The organism is Listeria aquatica FSL S10-1188, from assembly GCF_000525795.1.
GTDB classification, from domain to species: Bacteria; Bacillota; Bacilli; order Lactobacillales; family Listeriaceae; genus Listeria; species Listeria aquatica.
Map to the genome: position 1 here is coordinate 62,977 of NZ_AOCG01000013.1, position 17,257 is coordinate 80,233.

15 protein-coding genes and 1 pseudogene are annotated in these 17,257 nt (G+C 40.8%); 1 reads left to right on the forward strand and 15 read right to left on the reverse strand.

From position 1 onward, the window contains the following. Positions 1–78: 78 nt before the first annotated feature. The gene (locus MAQA_RS10845) at positions 79–1,518 is read right to left on the reverse strand and encodes a 6-phospho-beta-glucosidase (protein WP_036073896.1); all 1,440 of its coding nucleotides are present in this window, start codon (positions 1,516–1,518) and stop codon (positions 79–81) included. Between the two features lie 342 nt (positions 1,519–1,860). Here MAQA_RS10845 and MAQA_RS10850 point away from each other — a divergent pair, with 342 nt between their 5' ends. Next, entirely contained in the window at positions 1,861–2,382 is a 522-nt protein-coding gene (locus MAQA_RS10850; RefSeq protein ID WP_077913612.1) for an NUDIX hydrolase, read from the forward strand. 98 nt (positions 2,383–2,480) lie between these two features. Here MAQA_RS10850 and MAQA_RS10855 read toward each other — a convergent pair whose 3' ends face one another. The 14 genes and pseudogenes from MAQA_RS10855 to gyrA all read right to left on the reverse strand — a co-directional run bounded on the left by MAQA_RS10855 (position 2,481) and on the right by gyrA (position 17,227). Next, a complete protein-coding gene (locus MAQA_RS10855; RefSeq protein WP_338151629.1) occupies positions 2,481–3,308 on the reverse strand; it encodes a sugar-binding transcriptional regulator in 828 nt (275 codons plus the stop codon). Beyond that, entirely contained in the window at positions 3,268–3,432 is a 165-nt protein-coding gene (locus MAQA_RS14930) for a MarR family transcriptional regulator (RefSeq protein WP_206537555.1), read from the reverse strand. The genes MAQA_RS10855 and MAQA_RS14930 overlap by 41 nt, the downstream gene beginning before the upstream one ends. A gap of 35 nt (positions 3,433–3,467) precedes the next feature. Then, the gene (locus tag MAQA_RS10860) at positions 3,468–4,658 is read right to left on the reverse strand and encodes a phosphopentomutase (RefSeq protein WP_036073898.1); all 1,191 of its coding nucleotides are present in this window, start codon (positions 4,656–4,658) and stop codon (positions 3,468–3,470) included. A 138-nt stretch (positions 4,659–4,796) separates the two neighbouring features. Next, a complete protein-coding gene (deoC, locus tag MAQA_RS10865; RefSeq protein WP_036073900.1) occupies positions 4,797–5,456 on the reverse strand; it encodes a deoxyribose-phosphate aldolase in 660 nt (219 codons plus the stop codon). Positions 5,457–5,650: 194 nt separating this feature from the next. Beyond that, positions 5,651–5,983 carry a cytochrome aa3 quinol oxidase subunit IV gene (qoxD, locus tag MAQA_RS10870; protein WP_036073902.1) on the reverse strand — a complete coding sequence of 111 codons (333 nt, stop codon included), beginning with the start codon at positions 5,981–5,983 and terminating at the stop codon, positions 5,651–5,653. Then, entirely contained in the window at positions 5,984–6,595 is a 612-nt protein-coding gene (gene qoxC, locus MAQA_RS10875) for a cytochrome aa3 quinol oxidase subunit III (protein ID WP_036073904.1), read from the reverse strand. It lies immediately after the preceding gene. Beyond that, positions 6,583–8,567: pseudogene (qoxB, locus tag MAQA_RS10880) on the reverse strand (cytochrome aa3 quinol oxidase subunit I). The gene qoxC and the pseudogene qoxB overlap by 13 nt, the downstream one beginning before the upstream one ends. 32 nt (positions 8,568–8,599) lie before the next feature. Continuing rightward, positions 8,600–9,691, reverse strand: a complete 1,092-nt coding sequence (qoxA, locus tag MAQA_RS10885; RefSeq protein WP_036073907.1) for a cytochrome aa3 quinol oxidase subunit II — start codon at positions 9,689–9,691, stop codon at positions 8,600–8,602. Between the two features lie 259 nt (positions 9,692–9,950). Continuing rightward, on the reverse strand, positions 9,951–10,961 hold the full coding sequence (locus MAQA_RS10890; RefSeq protein WP_241463212.1) for a phosphomevalonate kinase: 1,011 nt from the start codon (positions 10,959–10,961) through the stop codon (positions 9,951–9,953). A 38-nt stretch (positions 10,962–10,999) separates the two neighbouring features. Further along, a complete protein-coding gene (mvaD, locus tag MAQA_RS10895) occupies positions 11,000–11,977 on the reverse strand; it encodes a diphosphomevalonate decarboxylase (protein WP_036073911.1) in 978 nt (325 codons plus the stop codon). After that, complete coding sequence (mvk, locus tag MAQA_RS10900) at positions 11,934–12,902, reverse strand: mevalonate kinase (RefSeq protein WP_036073914.1); 969 nt, start codon at positions 12,900–12,902, stop codon at positions 11,934–11,936. Before mvk ends, mvaD begins: the two co-directional genes overlap by 44 nt. A gap of 22 nt (positions 12,903–12,924) precedes the next feature. Then, positions 12,925–14,277 carry a tripartite tricarboxylate transporter permease gene (locus MAQA_RS10905; RefSeq protein ID WP_036073916.1) on the reverse strand — a complete coding sequence of 451 codons (1,353 nt, stop codon included), beginning with the start codon at positions 14,275–14,277 and terminating at the stop codon, positions 12,925–12,927. Then, the gene (locus tag MAQA_RS10910; RefSeq protein ID WP_036073918.1) at positions 14,274–14,528 is read right to left on the reverse strand and encodes a hypothetical protein; all 255 of its coding nucleotides are present in this window, start codon (positions 14,526–14,528) and stop codon (positions 14,274–14,276) included. Before MAQA_RS10910 ends, MAQA_RS10905 begins: the two co-directional genes overlap by 4 nt. A 167-nt stretch (positions 14,529–14,695) precedes the next feature. Next, positions 14,696–17,227: a DNA gyrase subunit A gene (gene gyrA, locus MAQA_RS10915; protein WP_036073921.1), complete on the reverse strand. Its 2,532-nt coding sequence runs from the start codon at positions 17,225–17,227 to the stop codon at positions 14,696–14,698. Positions 17,228–17,257 lie beyond the last annotated feature (30 nt).

The following is a 17,257-nucleotide window of genomic DNA, read 5'->3' on the forward strand; positions in this document are numbered from 1 at the left end:
TTTTACTCACTAGAAGTGTTTCAAAATAGAAAAAGCCTCTCTTGCTGGTTCTTGCATCAGCAAAAGAAGCTTTTATTTCTAATCTAAATCTGTTCCATTCGAAGCGATTACTTTTTTGTACCAATCAAATGATTTTTTCTTCGAGCGATCGAGTGTTCCGTGCCCCTCATTGTCGCGGTCAACGTAAATAAAGCCATAGCGTTTTTTCATTTCACCCGTTCCCGCGCTCACAAGGTCGATACAGCCCCAAGGTGTGTACCCAATGAGTTCAACCCCGTCTTCCATTGCCTCACGCATCTCGCGCACGTGCTCCCGTAAATAATCAATCCGGTAATCGTCGTTGATCGAGCCATCCGCTTCCACTTTATCAACGGCGCCGAGCCCATTTTCCACGATAAACAGCGGTTTTTGGTAGCGGTCATAAATTTCATTCATCGTAATCCGCAGTCCGATCGGGTCAATTTGCCAGCCCCATTCGCTCGCCTCTAAATACGGGTTTTTAAGCGTTGCAAAGACATTTCCTTCTGTTTTATCAAGAACCTCGGGGTCAGCACTTGTTAATTTTGATGAGTAATAGCTAAACGCTACATAGTCCACTGTGTGGTCACGAAGTACTTCTAAATCCCCATCTGCGATATTCAACTTGATATTTTTTTCCTTGAAAAGTCGCTTGCTATAACTTGGATAGTATCCACGCGCCTGCACATCCACAAAGAAATAACCTTCCCGGTCCGCTTCAAGCGCTGCAAACACATCTTCAGGATTTGGGGTATTGGGATAAGTAGACCCAGCCGCAAGCATGCATCCAATTTGATTATCTGGATTGATTTCATGCGCGAGCTTCGTTGCGCGCGCGGATGCCACAAGTTGATGATGGATCGCTTGGTATTTTAGTTCTTCTGGATTTTCTACGCCTGTTATGTCCATACCGCCACCGAACATCGGAATGTGCAAAATCATATTGATTTCGTTGAAGGTCATCCAATATTTAACTTGGTTTTTGTAGCGCTTAAAGATGGTTTCACAGAAGTTAAGATAAAAATCAATGGTTTTGCGGTTAGCCCAGCCGTTATAGTCTTTCATGAGTCCGACTGGTGTATCAAAATGGTTGATGGTGACAACAGGTTCAATGCCGTATTTTAAGCATTCTGCAAATACGTTGTCATAAAATTCAAGGCCTTTTTCATTTGGTACGGTTTCGTCTCCATTTGGAAAAATTCGCGGCCAACTGATTGACAAACGAAAGCATTTGAAGCCCATTTCTGCAAATAAGGCAATATCTTCTTTATAGCGATGGTAAAAATCAATGGATTCATGACTTGGATAATAGTCATACGTGGTTTCCATAGCTTTTTTAGGGTCTTGAAGCGCGTCCCAGCGACCTCCTTCGGCTGCTGGAAGTAAATCAACGAGAGACAGCCCTTTCCCATCTTCTTGGTAAGCGCCTTCGCACTGGTTTGCTGCAACTGCTCCTCCCCACAAAAAACCGTCAGGGAAGCGTAAATCTTGTTTTTTCATGTCTTGTTCTCCTCCTATCTTGTCTCTAGTTTCACTATAAACTCTGTAATGCATTACAGAGCAAGAACTTTTTTTGAGGACGATGAAAAATCCATGCGTTATGTAGTATGCTCCTAAAGTTAGATTTTTTGATCTGACTTACTTTAGAGGTGCGCTATAATATCCGAATGACATACTCATTCCACTCTATTTTGATACCTTTAAAATTTATCTACAAATCCGAAAATATGCGTACAAACGAAAAATTCGCATTTTTTCCACAATTACGAGAGCGTTTTTGTGATATAATGTGTGCATAAAATTTGAAAAGTTTGTGAAACTTAGATTAAAGGTGGGTAAAATATGGACTACATAAGGGAAATAAGAAAAAAAGTAGGAAATGAAAAAATTATTTTAAATTTTGTAGGCGGATGTATTAAAAATAGTGTAGGAGAAATTTTACTTCAAAAAAGAAAGGATAGGAATGTTTGGGGGTTTCCAGGCGGAGCTATTGAATTAGGAGAATCCATTGAGGAAGCTCTTGTAAGAGAAATTTTGGAAGAGACGGGGCTTCAAACTAAGATGAAATCCTTAATTGGTATATATTCCAAATATGAAGATAGTTATCCAAATGGTGACAAAATCCAACCCATTTCCTATTTTTTTGAACTGGAACATCTTGATGGAAAGTTGTCTACACAAGATGAAGAAACATTAGACCTTAAATATTTTAAAGAAAATAAGATGCCACTGTTAGTTAACAAGCAACATGAAGATTTTTTTTACAGATTTAAAAAAATTATGATGGTCAAGTATTTATTAGATAGGAATCTAAATGCACTGAAATTTTTATTAATAAACTCTTCTTCGCTGATTTCAATTTGATAACCTGGTTTCGTTTACAACACCATCTACAAAAAATTGAATTTCTTCATCTGTCAACTCGCCACCATTACGTTTATGGTCAATTACATCGATCATTCTCATGTCTCTTGCTCCCTTTCATAATCTATTAATGCTTGTGCTAGTGCTAAATCAATTACTGCATGATTAGCGTAACCTGCTGTTAACACGGCATTTACACCTGCAAGTTTCGCAACCCCACTAGCAACTAAGATTGAATAACGTTTTTCTTTTAAATCAGATAACTGAATGCCAACCGTTCGTTCATTTAATTTTTCATCTACCAATTCGCCGTCTTTATTAATAAAGCGAGAAACAATATCTCCAACTGCATGGTCTTGCAAATTTTCTTTTTGACCTTCATCAAAATAGCCTAATTGAAATAATAAGGCACTTTTACGAACGGTTCCGACGCTAAATATAGCAATATTAGCTTTTTTTCCACAATCCAAAACCGCTTTAATAAAACGATCTTGCTCGACCATTTCTTTTGTCACTTGATTATCAAAAATCGTTGGTAGCGGCAAGTACTGCGGCTGTGTATGATAAACGCGGCCTAATTCATTAATGCTTTCATAAGCATAAGTTCGTTCATTTTCAAAGTTAACGCTTCCTTTTAATTGTACAACTTGAACGCCTGGGACCTCTTGATTCTCCATTCTCGTGGTTACAGAATGAATCGTCTTCCCCCAGCCGATTCCGATAATATCGTCTGGCCGAACGATCTTCGTTAAAAAATCTGCCGTATAAGCGCCGACGCTGTTAATCGACAACGTTTCACCGTTAAAATTTGACGGAACGACCATGATTTTTGCTCCATATTTTTGAGACAATTGCTGCGACAGCTCATCAGCGTTTAATAGCGGGTTAAAAAATTTGGATTTTAACGAGTCCACTATCTCTAGCACTTCGTAATAACCGGGAAATGGTCGGGCGAGAAAGATTCAATTTTTTTGCAATGGCAGCTTGCCCCATATTTTCTTCATAATAAAGGTGTGCTACGAGCAAACTTTGCTTGATTTTTTTCTTCATCTGTCATTATTATCCTCTTCCTCCCCGTCTTCCCTTTAGTTTAATTCTGTTAAAAAGCTTGTTCCTACTTTGCTGCCAGAAACGCCGAAGTTATCTGTTACCGTAGCGCCCAAATCAGCAAATGTTTTGCGAATGCCTAAACTGCTTCCTTGTTTCAAGCTTGGCGAATAAGCTAAAAGTGGCACTTGTTCGCGCGTATGGTCGGTTCCTTTAAAACCTGGATCATTGCCGTGATCTGCTGTTATCATCAACAAATCATCCTCTTTCAAATTCGTTAAAACCTGACCGAGACGTTCATCAAAGTCCATCAACGCTTGTCCAAAACCAATCGGATCACGGCGATGGCCATACATGGAATCAAAATCCACTAAATTTACAAAACAAAAGCCTTTGAAGTCTTTTGCCATTACATTATCTAAGTGATCCAGGCCATCCATATTGCTTTCATTATGATAAACTTCATCTAATCCTTGACCGGAAAAAATATCATTGATCTTACCAATCCCAACGGTATGAATACCAGCAGCTTGCAGGGCATCCAAATCAGTTTTACTGGTTGGTTTTAATGCAAAGTCATGCCGATTAGCAGTCCTTGTGAAGTTATCTTTGTTTGTTCCCACATATGGTCGAGCGATAACGCGTCCTACTACATATTCAGGGCCATTCACTAAGCTACGAGCAAACTCACAAATTTTGTAAAGTTCATCAACTGGGATGATTTCTTCATGCGCAGCAATTTGTAATACGGAATCACCCGACGTGTAAATAATCAAATCCCCAGTTTCTAGCTGATGTTCTCCAAGCTCTTTAATGATTTCTGTTCCAGAAGCTGGTTTATTGCCAACGATTTTGCGGCCTGAGAACTCTGAAATCTTGGCTAGTAGCTCATCCGGGAAACCATTCGGAAAATAACTGAGCGGCTCTGTAACAGGTAGCCCCATCATTTCCCAGTGCCCATCCATGCTATCTTTCCCTGCGGAAATCTCTGTCATTTTACCATAACAGCCAAGCGGTTGTTCCGCCTTCGCCACGCCTTCAATCGCAGTGTCTCTTAGATTTGATAAGCCTAATTTTTGCAAGTTTGGTAATTTTAGTTTTCCTTGATACGCTTCACCAACGTGACCTAACGTATCCGATCCCACATCCCCAAATTTGTCTGCATCCGGTGCAGCTCCAGTTCCAACAGAATCAATAACGATCGCAAAAACTCGATTGTACTTGTTCATGAAAAATTCTCCTTCTCTATTAAATTACTCCATTACGTGGTTTCGTAATTGAGCGAGGGCCCTTATAACATCCACTTAAACTAGCTTTAAGTAGATGTTTTCGCTATTTCTTCTTATATTTTACATGGAAAGTCTAGCTTAAGCTAATATTTGTTTTGTTGCACTCACACCGAGGCGGCTAGCTCCAGCTTCAATCATTGCCATCGCTTCGTCTTTAGAATGGATACCCCCAGATGCTTTAACGCCTAATCGATCTCCGACTGTTTTGCGCATCAAAGCAACATCTTCTACTTTTGCACCAGCTGAACTAAATCCTGTTGAGGTTTTCACATAATCTGCACCAGCTTTTTCTGAAATTTCACAAGCAGCTACGATTTGTTCGTTGTTCAAGTAAGAAGTTTCAATGATGACTTTTAATAATTTACCAGTTTTGTGAGTTTCTAAAGCCACGTCATGAATATCTTTTTCAACTTCACTGTGGTTTTGAGCGATCAGTTCCCCAATATTTAAAACCATATCAATTTCTTCAGCGCCATCTTGAATGGCAACTTGTGTTTCAAAGACTTTTGATTTTGTCGTTGTTGCTCCAAGTGGGAAACCTACAACAGCAATCGGCTTCACTGTCGAACCTTTTAATTGTTCCGCAACAAACGGAATCCAGTATGCATTAACACATACAGAAGCAGTATTATATTCTAGTGCTTCTTTACAAGTCACTTCAATATCAGCTTTTGTTGCGTTCGCTTTTAAATTTGTGTGATCTAAATATTTGGCTAAATCTGCAGTCGTTAAATTCATTTTTGAAACCCCTTTCTTTTTTTACAAACTCATCATAACATAGCGTTTTACATTTGTAAAATTTATTTTTGAACTTTTGTTCATAAAAGAGAGTAAATCATTTAAAACCTTGACCAAGACTTGCTTTTCAACCAATAAAAAACAGGAATTCAGGAAATAAAATAATCTCCTGAATTCCTGTTTTGTTTAATTCATTACATCAAATGGTTCATGTGACCGATTTCCATAACCCAATAAGAGCCGATGACAACTACGATCGCGATAAACGCTGCGAAAAGAATGTTGCCGACTTGGATGCGGCCGTCTCGTCCTTCTGTCATATGCATGAACATAAGGAGCTGCAAAGCTGCTTGAATGAACGCAAAGATGAAAATGATGACTAGCTTCACACTATATTCTAGTGAAGAATAAAGTGCTACCCAAACAGCTAGTAAAGTTAATACGATGGATAAGATAAAGCCAATGATATGCTTCCACGGGATACCCGATTCAGCATGGGCGCTATTTGTATTTTTGTTTTCAGCCATTTAGTTCACCATCCCTAACAGGTAGACACCCGTGAAGATGAAAATCCAGACAACATCCAAGAAGTGCCAATATAAGCTTGAAATAAAGACTTTGGATGCTGCACGTGGCGTCAAACCGCGCATTTTAATTTGAATAAGGATAAACGTAATCCAGAATAAGCCGATCGTTACATGGGCGCCGTGGGTTCCAAGTAAAACGAAGAACGAAGACCAGTATGAGCCGACTTTCATCGTCACGCCTTCCATAATGTAATGTGCAAACTCATAGATTTCAAATCCGACAAAGCCAGCACCTAGAAGTAAGGTGATAATCGAATAGACCATCAACATCTTCGTATTGCCTTTACGCATTTCACCGATTGCTAAGCCACAAGTAAAACTACTCGTGAGTAGCAGGAATGTCATGATGAGTACAAGCGGTAGTTCGAACATTTCTTTTGGCGGATGTCCCGCATTCGAACCAGCTTTCATCATCACAAAGTAAGTCGCAAAAAGCGTTGCAAAAAGCGCAATTTCTGCACCAAGGAAAATCCAGAAACCAAGAATGTTCAGTCTCCCTTGTTCAGATTGATACTCAAGCGGAAGGTTCGAATTTGTTTTTACAGATTCCATGGGTTACCCTCCTTTACGCCCGTTTCACGTTCGTGAGCGGCATGCTCTTCTGTCGCACGAATTTCTTCAACTGAAACATGATAGCCTTCGTCTTTTTGGAAAGAACGATAAATCATGCAGCCAAGTACTCCAAGACCTCCAAGGAGTCCAAGCCAGTACCAGTAGAAGACAAGGCCAAACGCGCCGATGAAGAAGAAGACAGACATCACAAATCCGAGCATTGTATTGCTTGGCAAATGAATAGGTTGATAGTTTTTATCGTCCAAGTAAGACTTGCCTTCTTGTTTCTTGTTCCAGAAATCATCAATGCTGTGCCATTCTGGTAGGATTGCAAAGTTATATTTTGGTGCGATCGCAGAGCTTGTTGCCCACTCAAGTGTACGTCCTGCTCCGTCCCATGAGTCGCCACTAACTTCACGTTTTGAATGTTTGAAGCTGTAAACGATATTCCAGCAAAGAATTAAGAATGCTACTCCCATCAGGAATCCTCCGATAGAAGAAATAAAGTTCAAGGTTGTCCAACCGTCTCCTTGTGTATAAGTGTAAAGTCGACGTGGCATGCCGTCTAACCCCAAGAAATATTGCGGGAAGAAGCAGACATTAAAGCCAACGACAAACACCCAGAAGAACCATTTACCAATTTTTTCATTCAGCTTGTAGCCGAACATTTTCGGATACCAGTAAATTAAACCGGCGAAACAAGAGAATACAGTTCCTGCGATCAACACATAGTGGAAGTGAGATACAAGGAAATACGTATTGTGATATTGATAGTCAGCCGCAGCCATGGCAAGCATAACTCCGGTTACACCACCGATTACAAAGTTTGGTATAAAAGCAAGTGACCAAAGCATCGGCGTATCAAAGCGAATCTGACCTTTATACATCGTAAATAGCCAGTTAAATATTTTAATCCCAGTCGGTATCGCAATCATCATTGTTGTGATTGAGAAGAACGAGTTAACAAGTGCGCCTGATCCCATCGTAAAGAAGTGATGGACCCAAACAATGAAACTTAGAACGGAAATAACAACGATGGCAGCAACCATGGCTGGATATCCAAACAGTTTCTTTTTCGAGAAGGTAGAAATAACTTCCGAGAAAATCCCGAATGCCGGCAGGATAACAATGTATACCTCCGGATGTCCCCAAACCCAGAAAAGGTTGGCCCACATCATCGGTAAACCACCGTTTGCCAGTGTAAAGAATGCTGTCCCGAATAACCGGTCAAATGACATGAGGCAAGCGCCACTGTCAAAACTGGGAATGCAAAGATGATGATTAGAGAAGTGATCAAAATTGTCCAAGTAAACATTGGCATTTTCATCAGCGTCATACCCTTAGCTCTCATCCGCATGATCGTGACAAAGAAGTTGATCCCCGTCATCAAAGTCCCTATCCCGGCTATCTGAACCCCGAGTAAGTAAAAGTTAATTCCATAACCTTGACTAAATTCTTCTGCAAGAGGTGCATAGTTTGTCCAGCCTGCTGCTGGGGAACCACCAATTACAAAGGACAAGTTGAAAAGCATTGCCCCCATAAAGAATGTCCAGAAACTCAAATTATTTAAGAATGGGAATGCAACATCGCGTGCTCCAATTTGAAGCGGCACCGCAATATTCATTAACCCGATAACAAACGGCATCGCCATGAACAAAATCATGATCGTTCCGTGCGTTGTAAATACTTCATTATAGTGCTGTGCGTCTAAAAATTTCATTCCCGGTAAAGCCAGTTGGGTACGCATCATGAGCGCATCCACGCCACCCCGGAAAAACATTAAAACAGCAGATATCAAATACATAATCCCAATCCGTTTATGGTCAACGGAAGAAATCCATTCTTTGAAAAGCCATTTCCATTTTTTCGTATACGTTAATAGCACGACAATCCCAATACTGACGAGTGCAATCGAAACTTGTGCACCTAAGATCAGAGGGTCGCCAGTGATGATAAATTCATTCCATTTCATGTTTTAGTTTCCCCCTTTAATGGCCCTCATGGTCAGATTCTTTTTTTATTGAATTCGTTCGTTTGGATGTCGTCTTCCATTTTTTTCATTTCTTTATCATAATGCTTATCTGAGTGATATTTCTCACCGTTTTTAATGATCATCGGATCCATGTTATGGCGTTCAAATTGCGGATTTGTAACCGTAACTGGACGCGCTGGCTTAAGCGGTTTATCAGAAATTGTCACTTTTTCGTTTGGATTATGCGGATTCGTTAACTTGTAACCAAAACGTTCATACGCATAAAAGACATACTCAGGATCTGCTGCCACATCAACAAAGGCTAAGTGGGTTCCTGAATAACTCTTCTCTTTCGAGCCACCTGGAATAAGCAAGCGATCATAAATATCTTGTGTGATGAGTGGAGAGTCAGCTTTTGTTTTCTTCGCCCACGCTTTATATTCGCTTTCAGATTGTGCGATCACATCAAAGCGTTGCTCATGGAAGCCTTCTCCGTTAAAGTTCGCATTACGCCCTTTATAAGTTCCTTCTTCATCAGCTTGTAAATACAAGTTCATCGTCATACCAGTCATGGCATATTTTTGACCACCTAGTTGCGGCACCCAAAAACTTGTCATTGTATCTGCGGATGTTAATTTAAAGAGAACTGGTCGATCTGTAGGAATATGTACATAGTTGACAGTCTCAATGCTTTCATTTGGATAACTGAATATCCATTTCCAGTCCACACTTGTCGCATAAATCACAACTGGATCCTTATGCGATGTAACTTTTGGAGCTTCTTCACCCGCATAAATCGTTTTTACAGTTGGAATTGCAAGTGCAATAACGATTATGATTGGAATAAGCGTCCATAAAATTTCTAATTTACGGCTCCCGTGCATATTTGGTTCGTAGTTCTTTGGATTTTTTCGTTCACGGTATTTAAATAAAATAATCGTAAGCAACACAAAAATGGTTAGCACGATCAGTAGCATAAAGAATATCGAATAGATAATTAGATTGCTCTGATCTTTCGCAACCGGTCCCTTTGGATCTAGTACCGTCAAATCACCACAGCCGCTTAAAACAGCCAGAAATCCAGCAGAAACGGCAAAAAGTAATGATTTCAGTATCTTTGACACCCTAATCCCCTCTTTCCTTTTGAAGTATACAGTTCGTATAACGCGCAAAAATATAGTATGATTCCTAGTTTGTTTTCTACTCCCGCAAAGCATGTATTCGATTATTTTCACAAACTTCTCAAGCAATAAAAAACACTATGTGCATATTCGCTTAATATTATAACCTATATCTATCAATTATTCAAAGACTGTACATATTAATTTTTTCACAAATAAAAAAAAGACCCGACCTAGTGAAAAAAGATCGAGTTTTTAAGCCTTATTTTTTGATGTTCACCTGTCCAGTACGAAATGGTAGTGGCATAATTCCTGTTTCTTGCCACGCACTTTTGACTTTTTCTGCCGCTCTAGAGTCAGGTAAAAAAGCAATACCGCAATCGCCGCCACCAGAACCAGAAGATTTTCCTGCGCCAGAACAATCGACCGCAATTTGCGCTAACTTTTCAAGAAGCTCCGTTTCAATTTGTACCCCTGCCTGCAAGCCAAGATTTTGAAGTAAGCGTCTATTTTCTTTGATAGCCTCAAAAGCCATTGTTTGATCTTGTTTTTCTAAGCCCTCTAACAGCCTCTGAACAGCCGCCGATGAATCATCTAAAAACTGCTTGTATGCCGCTGGACTTTTTTGTTTAAACAATTGAATTTCAGAAACAAGTCGTCCCGTACTAACAGGTTTCCCCGTCCAGCCAACTAAAAATGGCCAATCAGGCATCGTTAACCGTTCAATTTTTAGCGCTGGCCAATCATTTTTAATGAACCAATCTAAAGATTCATACGGGAGATGTCGCTTAATCCATTCCTGATCAAAAGTTGTATAGGCAATGAAACCACCATACATACAAGAAGCAATGTCGCCACAAGAGCCGTTTCCTTGTACAACGAGATGCGAAAGAGCAGCCAGTTTAAATCTTGTCAGTAGATCGGTATTTGGTGCAAATTTTTCAAGTAGGGCATCCACAACAGCTACTGTCGCCGCCGCACTTGAACCAAGTCCATATTTAAAACCGGAAGCATCAATCAATTCTGTTTGAATCGTCATTTTAATTGGCGTAAGCGAAATTCCCTGAGCTTTCAAATAAGCTGTTACTGTATTGATTGCTTCGGCTGTAAATGACCAGTGCTCTCCGTCTGTCTTTAGCTCTTCGCCCGTCTTCCAAGTCACTTGATCCTCATAGTGTGGGATTTTAAGTTCATTTTTTGGTGCGTCTTCAAGAACTAGCGTAATGTAGCGATCGACCGCAGCTAAAACAGCTGTATGTCCAGATTCCACCACCGCATATTCACCTGCTATATAAAGTTTTCCAGGAATTTTTAATTTCCATTTTCATTCTGAATCACCTTAGCTCCTTCACCTGCGTGACAAATTAAAACACGACCAACCAGTGGCTCAACTCGACTGGCTACTTTTTCTTCGTCTTGCTTTAGGCATACAATTTTAACATTAGGTCCAGCATCCATCGTAAAATATGCTTCGATTCCATCAGCCCGCAACTTTCTCACAGCTTCCATCACAAGAAGTGATTCCTGACTAAAATATGTGAACGGTGGATTCGCACTCAAAGTTGTAGCGTGCATTTTCATCGCATTGTGTTCCAAAATTTCGCCAACTTGCGTGAAATCAGAATGAGCAAAAGCTTTCTTTATCAATTCCAAATCGAGTTCAGCCGTTTTCGTCCATTCTCCAAAAAAAGGGGAGGTCTGAACTGTTTGTTTCATTCCATCACGACTGGAGATTTTTTTAGGCTGATCAGACACAATCGCTACTACAACAGCCAGCTGATTCGTTAACTCACTTTCAAAAGGAACCGCATAAGAATCTGACCCGTCTGTGTTTTCACCTTTTTGCCAAATCGCTAAACCACCAAAAATAGAGCGACTTGCTGAACCCGAACCAAGTCGAGCAAGCCGAGATAATTCCATTTTGGAATCGTTACGGGCAAGCGAAGCAGAAGCCGCCACCGCAAGCGCTGCAAACGCAGAAGCAGAAGAAGCGAGACCTGCCGCAGTAGGCACATGGTTTTCCGAATGAATGACCGCACGGGAAGCAATCCCAAATTCACTTCGCAATACATCCAAATACCGCTGAACCTTTGCATCTTCACGTTCCACACCGTTTAAAACGAGCACATCCTTTTTCTGTGAATCATCCCATTCAAAGGTGGTTTCCGTAAAAAACTTATCCAAAGTAATTGATAAACTGCTATTAGAAGGTAAGATTAACTTTTCGTCCCGTTTTCCCCAATATTTAATAAGCGCTATATTGGTGTGAGCTACCGCTGTTACTTTCATGCGTTCCTTCTCCAATCGTAAAAATCCATTCTTCGCTAGCACCCGCTGCATGCAGAGCCTTCACTAACGATTCTGCTTGCTTTTTGCTAGAAACAAGAGCAACCATACAACCGCCGCGTCCGCCTCCCGTTAGCTTTGCACCTGCTGCACCATTTTGTAAAGCTACACGAATTAACTTTTCAAGGCTCGAATCACTGACCGTAAGTTCCTCCAAAATAACTTGCGCTGCATTCATCGCTTTTCCAACTTGCTGAATGTCCGCTGCACCCTCAAGCTGCTTCCTTATTTCCCGGGAAATATTTCCAAGATCATGAATCATTGGCTTGAATTTTTCAGGCTGCGCCTCAATCAACCTTCCAACATCCGCCACCGCTGCACGTGTCTCACTGGGAATTCCTGTATCTGCCACCACTAAAAATAATTTTTCATGAAAGTGCATCGTTTCAAGCGACAGATCTCTTTGAAACCAAACTGGTTTTTCAGTCACAACTGTGACAGCATCAATTCCGCTAGGATTCCCATGTGCCAATTTCTCAGATTGATTCACAAATTCGAGCAACGTCTCATCCGTAAGTTCCTGCTTAAAATAAGCAAACAAAGCCCGTGCCACGCTCGCAGCTACTGCAGCACTTGAACCAAGTCCGCGTCCGATCGGGATTTCAGTTAAGACACGAATTAGAACCGGTTCCGTTCCAATATCCTTCAAAATAGCTTCAACCATTTCTTTAATGCCAAAGAGAATAGGGGGCATATTATCTAGATCACCTGTGAAAAAAGCAGACGAAAATTTTGTTTTTTGTTTAGTAGGCAAAACTTCTGTTTCAATGACAGCCTGTGAAAAAGGTACAGCAATTGCAGGTTCACCATAAACAACAGCATGTTCGCCACATAAAATTAATTTTGCAGTTGCACGTCCTGTAGCCAATTGGCTCCATTCCTTCCTGATTTTAGAATAACGTTGTGACAATCCAAGGTGCTGCATAAAGCGTCATAAACAACACACCAAAGTTAATTCCTAGTCGACTAAGTGCACCCGATACAATCGCAACAAGAAGTACACCCATCATATTAATAAATCCGCCATCCATGTAGCTAAGCATCATGACAAGCGCAATAAACAGTCCTAAAATCGCTTCATGCGGAATAAATTTAAACACGAAACGACAAATTTGCTGGGAATACTTCATGATAACATAATATGTGAGTCCAAGTCCTACAACTGAACCGACAATAGTCGCAATCGTAAACTCTGACATCGTGAGCAGGTGATGCATATTTTTCTCTAACGTAAAGACAGGAGGGGCATTAAAGAGCGGGTTAGCCGGCCCAATCGCGACAGGCGACAAAGGAACCCCAAGTGCAATAAGCGGAATCAAAAGACCAGCTAAATAAGTCGAGTGTGCCAAGCCTTCCATGCTAGCAAGTGCAATCTTCGCCTTTTTAATTGGATCTTTCACTCGGCTCACAACCGCTTCACCAAACAATACTGTCATTCCAACTGGACTCATGAAAAAAGTAAAACAGCCAGCGATAGAAGTTCCAAGCGTTGCCCAAGATTCTTGTTTGGTCAACACTTTGAAGGGATTAGGAAAACCCTTTTGCTTTTCAGCATTTGCAATCACAATCTCACGTTTTTCTTGTTTCGGCAGTTTTTCTCGATGTTCTTTATTCAAAAGAGAAATCATACTAAAAATCATCGGACCAATTGTGATTCCAAGGAAAAATGAAATCGTGATCGTCTTCGTCTCTGGAACCGCGCCAACGCCCCAATACAAATAACGCATTCCCTCGATAAGCAAACTAAAAGGTAAAATAGCGAGCAAAGATAAAATTTTATTTTTACTTACTAAGGCAAGAAATATAGCGCCGATAAAGAAAACAGGGGCCGAATACTTCGTAATCACTTCGGATAGCGGCGCCAGAAGACCCGCCAAAGCTAAACTAATTGGAACAGCCACAATTGTTCCAATCGCAGCACCAGAAGCCATTTTGCGTATTCCAACAACCGATTGACCAGCCTCCTTTAGGGTGAGCCCATAAGGAACCATTGGCGAGGCCATAACCCCACCTGGTGTTCCTGCAACAGCGACAGGTACTGCATCCGTCAAATTCAGCGTCACAACAGCTGAAACAAAAAAAGCAAGCACAACCATCGGCGAAACGCCAAGTAAAACGAGAGCAAGAGTCACAGGAGCTAGTACCGCTGTTTCATCTGTCCCGGGAGCAATCCCGATAATCGTGTAAATTCCAGCTGCCAAAACGGAAGCGATAATCATCTCAATTACAAGTTGAAGCGTCATTTTTCATTCGCCTCCGTCTCTTCACTTTCACGTAGTGTTCGTTTTGGCTTAATAATCAAACTGGAAATAATAAAGCCAATGATGGCACCGCCAAGCCCAAAGAAAAGGGGCATTGGTGCTTTCCCAGGAGCTATAAAATAACCACCCATGGTAAATCCTATACAAATAATGATTGCAAGAATCAAATCTTTTATGTTTACAAGATCCGCCCAAATTTCAACATTTTGCGGATCCTTGTTTTTCTTGGTCATTCTTTCTCCTACTTTCTGCACAAGGTTTGCTATTAAATTAGACTACTATGATAATGATAATCATTTCACTGCTTTTTTTCAATCTTACTTAACTGTAAATTTTTATCCATAAAAAAATGGGCGACACATTGAGATGTCTCTCAACGTGCCACCCGCATGTAAGCTCATTATTCTTCTGAGTTTGGTCCGTCTTCAAAACTTTCATCTGGAACTTCTGTTTTTAAGACTTGAGCATCCAAATTTTCTTCCTCTTCGTCAAAGATTTCTTCATCTTCTTTAGGAACCTTAGCAACAGTAGCGACTTTTTCGTTTTCATCCAAACGAATCAGTTTCACACCCATCGTGCTTCTTCCTGTTTCCGAGACCGTTTCAACTTCAAAACGAATCAATACACCATGAATCGTCATCAGCATGATATCTTCATCGCCAGAAACAGTCTTCATTGCAACAAGTGGTCCGTTCTTATCAGTGATTGAGACCGTTTTAACACCCATACCACCACGATTGCGAAGCGGGTATTGTTCAGCAGGGGTTTGTTTCCCGTAGCCGTTCTCCGTCACGACAAGCACGTTCTGATCGTCTTCAAGCACTTCCATGCCAATAACCTCATCATCGTTATGAAGACGAATTCCGCGCACTCCTGCAGCCGTACGACCCATTACCCGGATGTTATCTTCTGGGAAGTAAATGGATTGACCTGCTTTTGTCGCAATAATCATCTTCTTACTACCATCAGTCATCTGAACAGAGATGAGTTCATCATTTTCACGAAGATCAACTGCACGCAAACCACTTTGACGGATATTCGCAAATTGCGAAAGGGCAGAGCGCTTCACAACACCATGTTTCGTTGCAAAGAACAAATAATCGTCATCAGTGAATTCACTTAAATTGATCACCGCATTCACTTGTTCTTGGCTTTCAATACCTAGCAAATTGATAAGTGGAATTCCTTTTGCTGTGCGCCCGTACTCAGGAACTTCATATCCTTTCGCCCGGTATACTTTCCCTGTATTCGTAAAGAACAGGAGCGTATCATGCGTGCTTGTAGCGACAAGGTGCTCAACAAAGTCATCTTCATGCGTAGACATCCCTTGAATACCACGACCACCACGGCGCTGACTCCGATACGTAGAAAGCGGTAAGCGTTTAATATAGCCTTTTTTCGTTAACGTAATTGCCACTTCTTCTTCAGGAATAAGGTCCTCATCTTCAATGCTGACGAGGTCTCCCGTTAAGATTTCTGTGCGGCGTTTATCGCTATACTTCTGTTTTGTTTCTTCTAATTCTTCACGGATAACTTCAAGAATACGTTCATCGTCAGCTAAAATAGCCTTCAGTTCATTGATTAGCTGCATCAAATTATTGTATTCTTCCTCGATTTTCTCGCGTTCCAAACCTGTTAAACGTTGTAAACGCATGTCGAGAATAGCTTGAGATTGCTTTTCTGATAGGCTAAATTTAGTCATCAAACCTTCTTTAGCAATTTCAGTTGTTTTCGAACCCCGAATCAAACTAATCACAGCATCAATATTATCAAGTGCAATTCGTAAACCTTCAAGAATATGCGCACGTGCTTCTGCTTTACGCAAATCAAATTCAGTTCTGCGACGAATAACGACTTTTTGATGTTCCAAATAATGATATAAAATTTGTTTTAAATTCAATACTTTAGGATGATTGTCAACAAGCGCCAACATGTTAATCCCAAAAGTAGTTTGTAGAGCCGTCATTTTATATAAATTATTGACAACAACACTCGCGCTAATATCACGGCGAACTTCAATCACAATCCGCATACCTGAGCGGTCAGATTCATCATTCAGTTCAGTGATCCCGTCAATTTTCTTTTCACGAGCCAGTTCAGCAATTCGCTCAATCAGTCGTGCCTTATTGACTTGATAAGGTAGCTCTGTAATTAAAATGGTTTCTTTTCCATTGCTCTTTGTTTCGATATCTACCCGAGCACGAACCGTGATAGATCCACGTCCAGTTTCATAAGCCCTTCTAATCCCACTACGTCCCATAATGAGACCTGCAGTAGGGAAGTCAGGCCCTGGAATGTGTTCCATCAATTCGCGAATCGTAATATCGGGATTATGACTTAATGCAAGGACCCCATCAATGACTTCACCAAGATGATGCGTCGGAATGTTTGTAGCCATCCCAACTGCGATCCCTGATGAACCATTAACAAGCAAGTTTGGAAAACGTGCCGGTAAAATAACTGGTTCTTTTTCTGAACCATCATAGTTATCTTCATAATCAATTGTATCTTTATTGATATCTCGCAAAAGTTCCATCGAAATTTTCGACATCCGTGCTTCCGTGTAACGCATCGCTGCCGCCATATCCCCATCGACAGAACCAAAGTTTCCGTGTCCATCAACAAGCATATACCGATAACTAAAATCTTGCGCCATCCGAACCATTGTGAAGTATACAGCAGAGTCTCCATGTGGGTGATACTTACCGATCACTTCCCCAACAATACGAGCCGATTTCTTATAGGCTTTGTCAGATGTCATTCCTAAATCGTTCATCGCATATAAAATCCTGCGGTGAACCGGTTTAAGACCATCACGCACGTCAGGAAGAGCACGAGCTACGATAACGCTCATTGCATAATCTAGGAAAGACGTTCGCATTTCTTTATTTAAATTTACTTCTTTAATTCGATGATCTGGTGTTTCTGCCATTATAGCGAAACCTCCCTTTCCAATTCTAAG

Excerpts from the sequence above, each read along its gene's own strand:
- MAQA_RS10845 (WP_036073896.1), bottom strand. The coding sequence starts at position 1,518 with ATGAAAAAACAAGATTTACGCTTCCCTGACGGTTTTTTGTGGGGAGGA.
- MAQA_RS10850 (WP_077913612.1), top strand. The coding sequence starts at position 1,861 with ATGGACTACATAAGGGAAATAAGAAAAAAAGTAGGAAATGAAAAAATT.
- MAQA_RS14930 (WP_206537555.1), bottom strand. The coding sequence starts at position 3,432 with ATGAAGAAAAAAATCAAGCAAAGTTTGCTCGTAGCACACCTTTATTAT.
- MAQA_RS10860 (WP_036073898.1), bottom strand. The coding sequence starts at position 4,658 with ATGAACAAGTACAATCGAGTTTTTGCGATCGTTATTGATTCTGTTGGA.
- deoC (WP_036073900.1), bottom strand. The coding sequence starts at position 5,456 with ATGAATTTAACGACTGCAGATTTAGCCAAATATTTAGATCACACAAAT.
- qoxD (WP_036073902.1), bottom strand. The coding sequence starts at position 5,983 with ATGGCTGAAAACAAAAATACAAATAGCGCCCATGCTGAATCGGGTATC.
- qoxC (WP_036073904.1), bottom strand. The coding sequence starts at position 6,595 with ATGGAATCTGTAAAAACAAATTCGAACCTTCCGCTTGAGTATCAATCT.
- mvaD (WP_036073911.1), bottom strand. The coding sequence starts at position 11,977 with ATGAAAGTAACAGCGGTAGCTCACACCAATATAGCGCTTATTAAATAT.
- MAQA_RS10905 (WP_036073916.1), bottom strand. The coding sequence starts at position 14,277 with ATGACGCTTCAACTTGTAATTGAGATGATTATCGCTTCCGTTTTGGCA.
- MAQA_RS10910 (WP_036073918.1), bottom strand. The coding sequence starts at position 14,528 with ATGACCAAGAAAAACAAGGATCCGCAAAATGTTGAAATTTGGGCGGAT.
- gyrA (WP_036073921.1), bottom strand. The coding sequence starts at position 17,227 with ATGGCAGAAACACCAGATCATCGAATTAAAGAAGTAAATTTAAATAAA.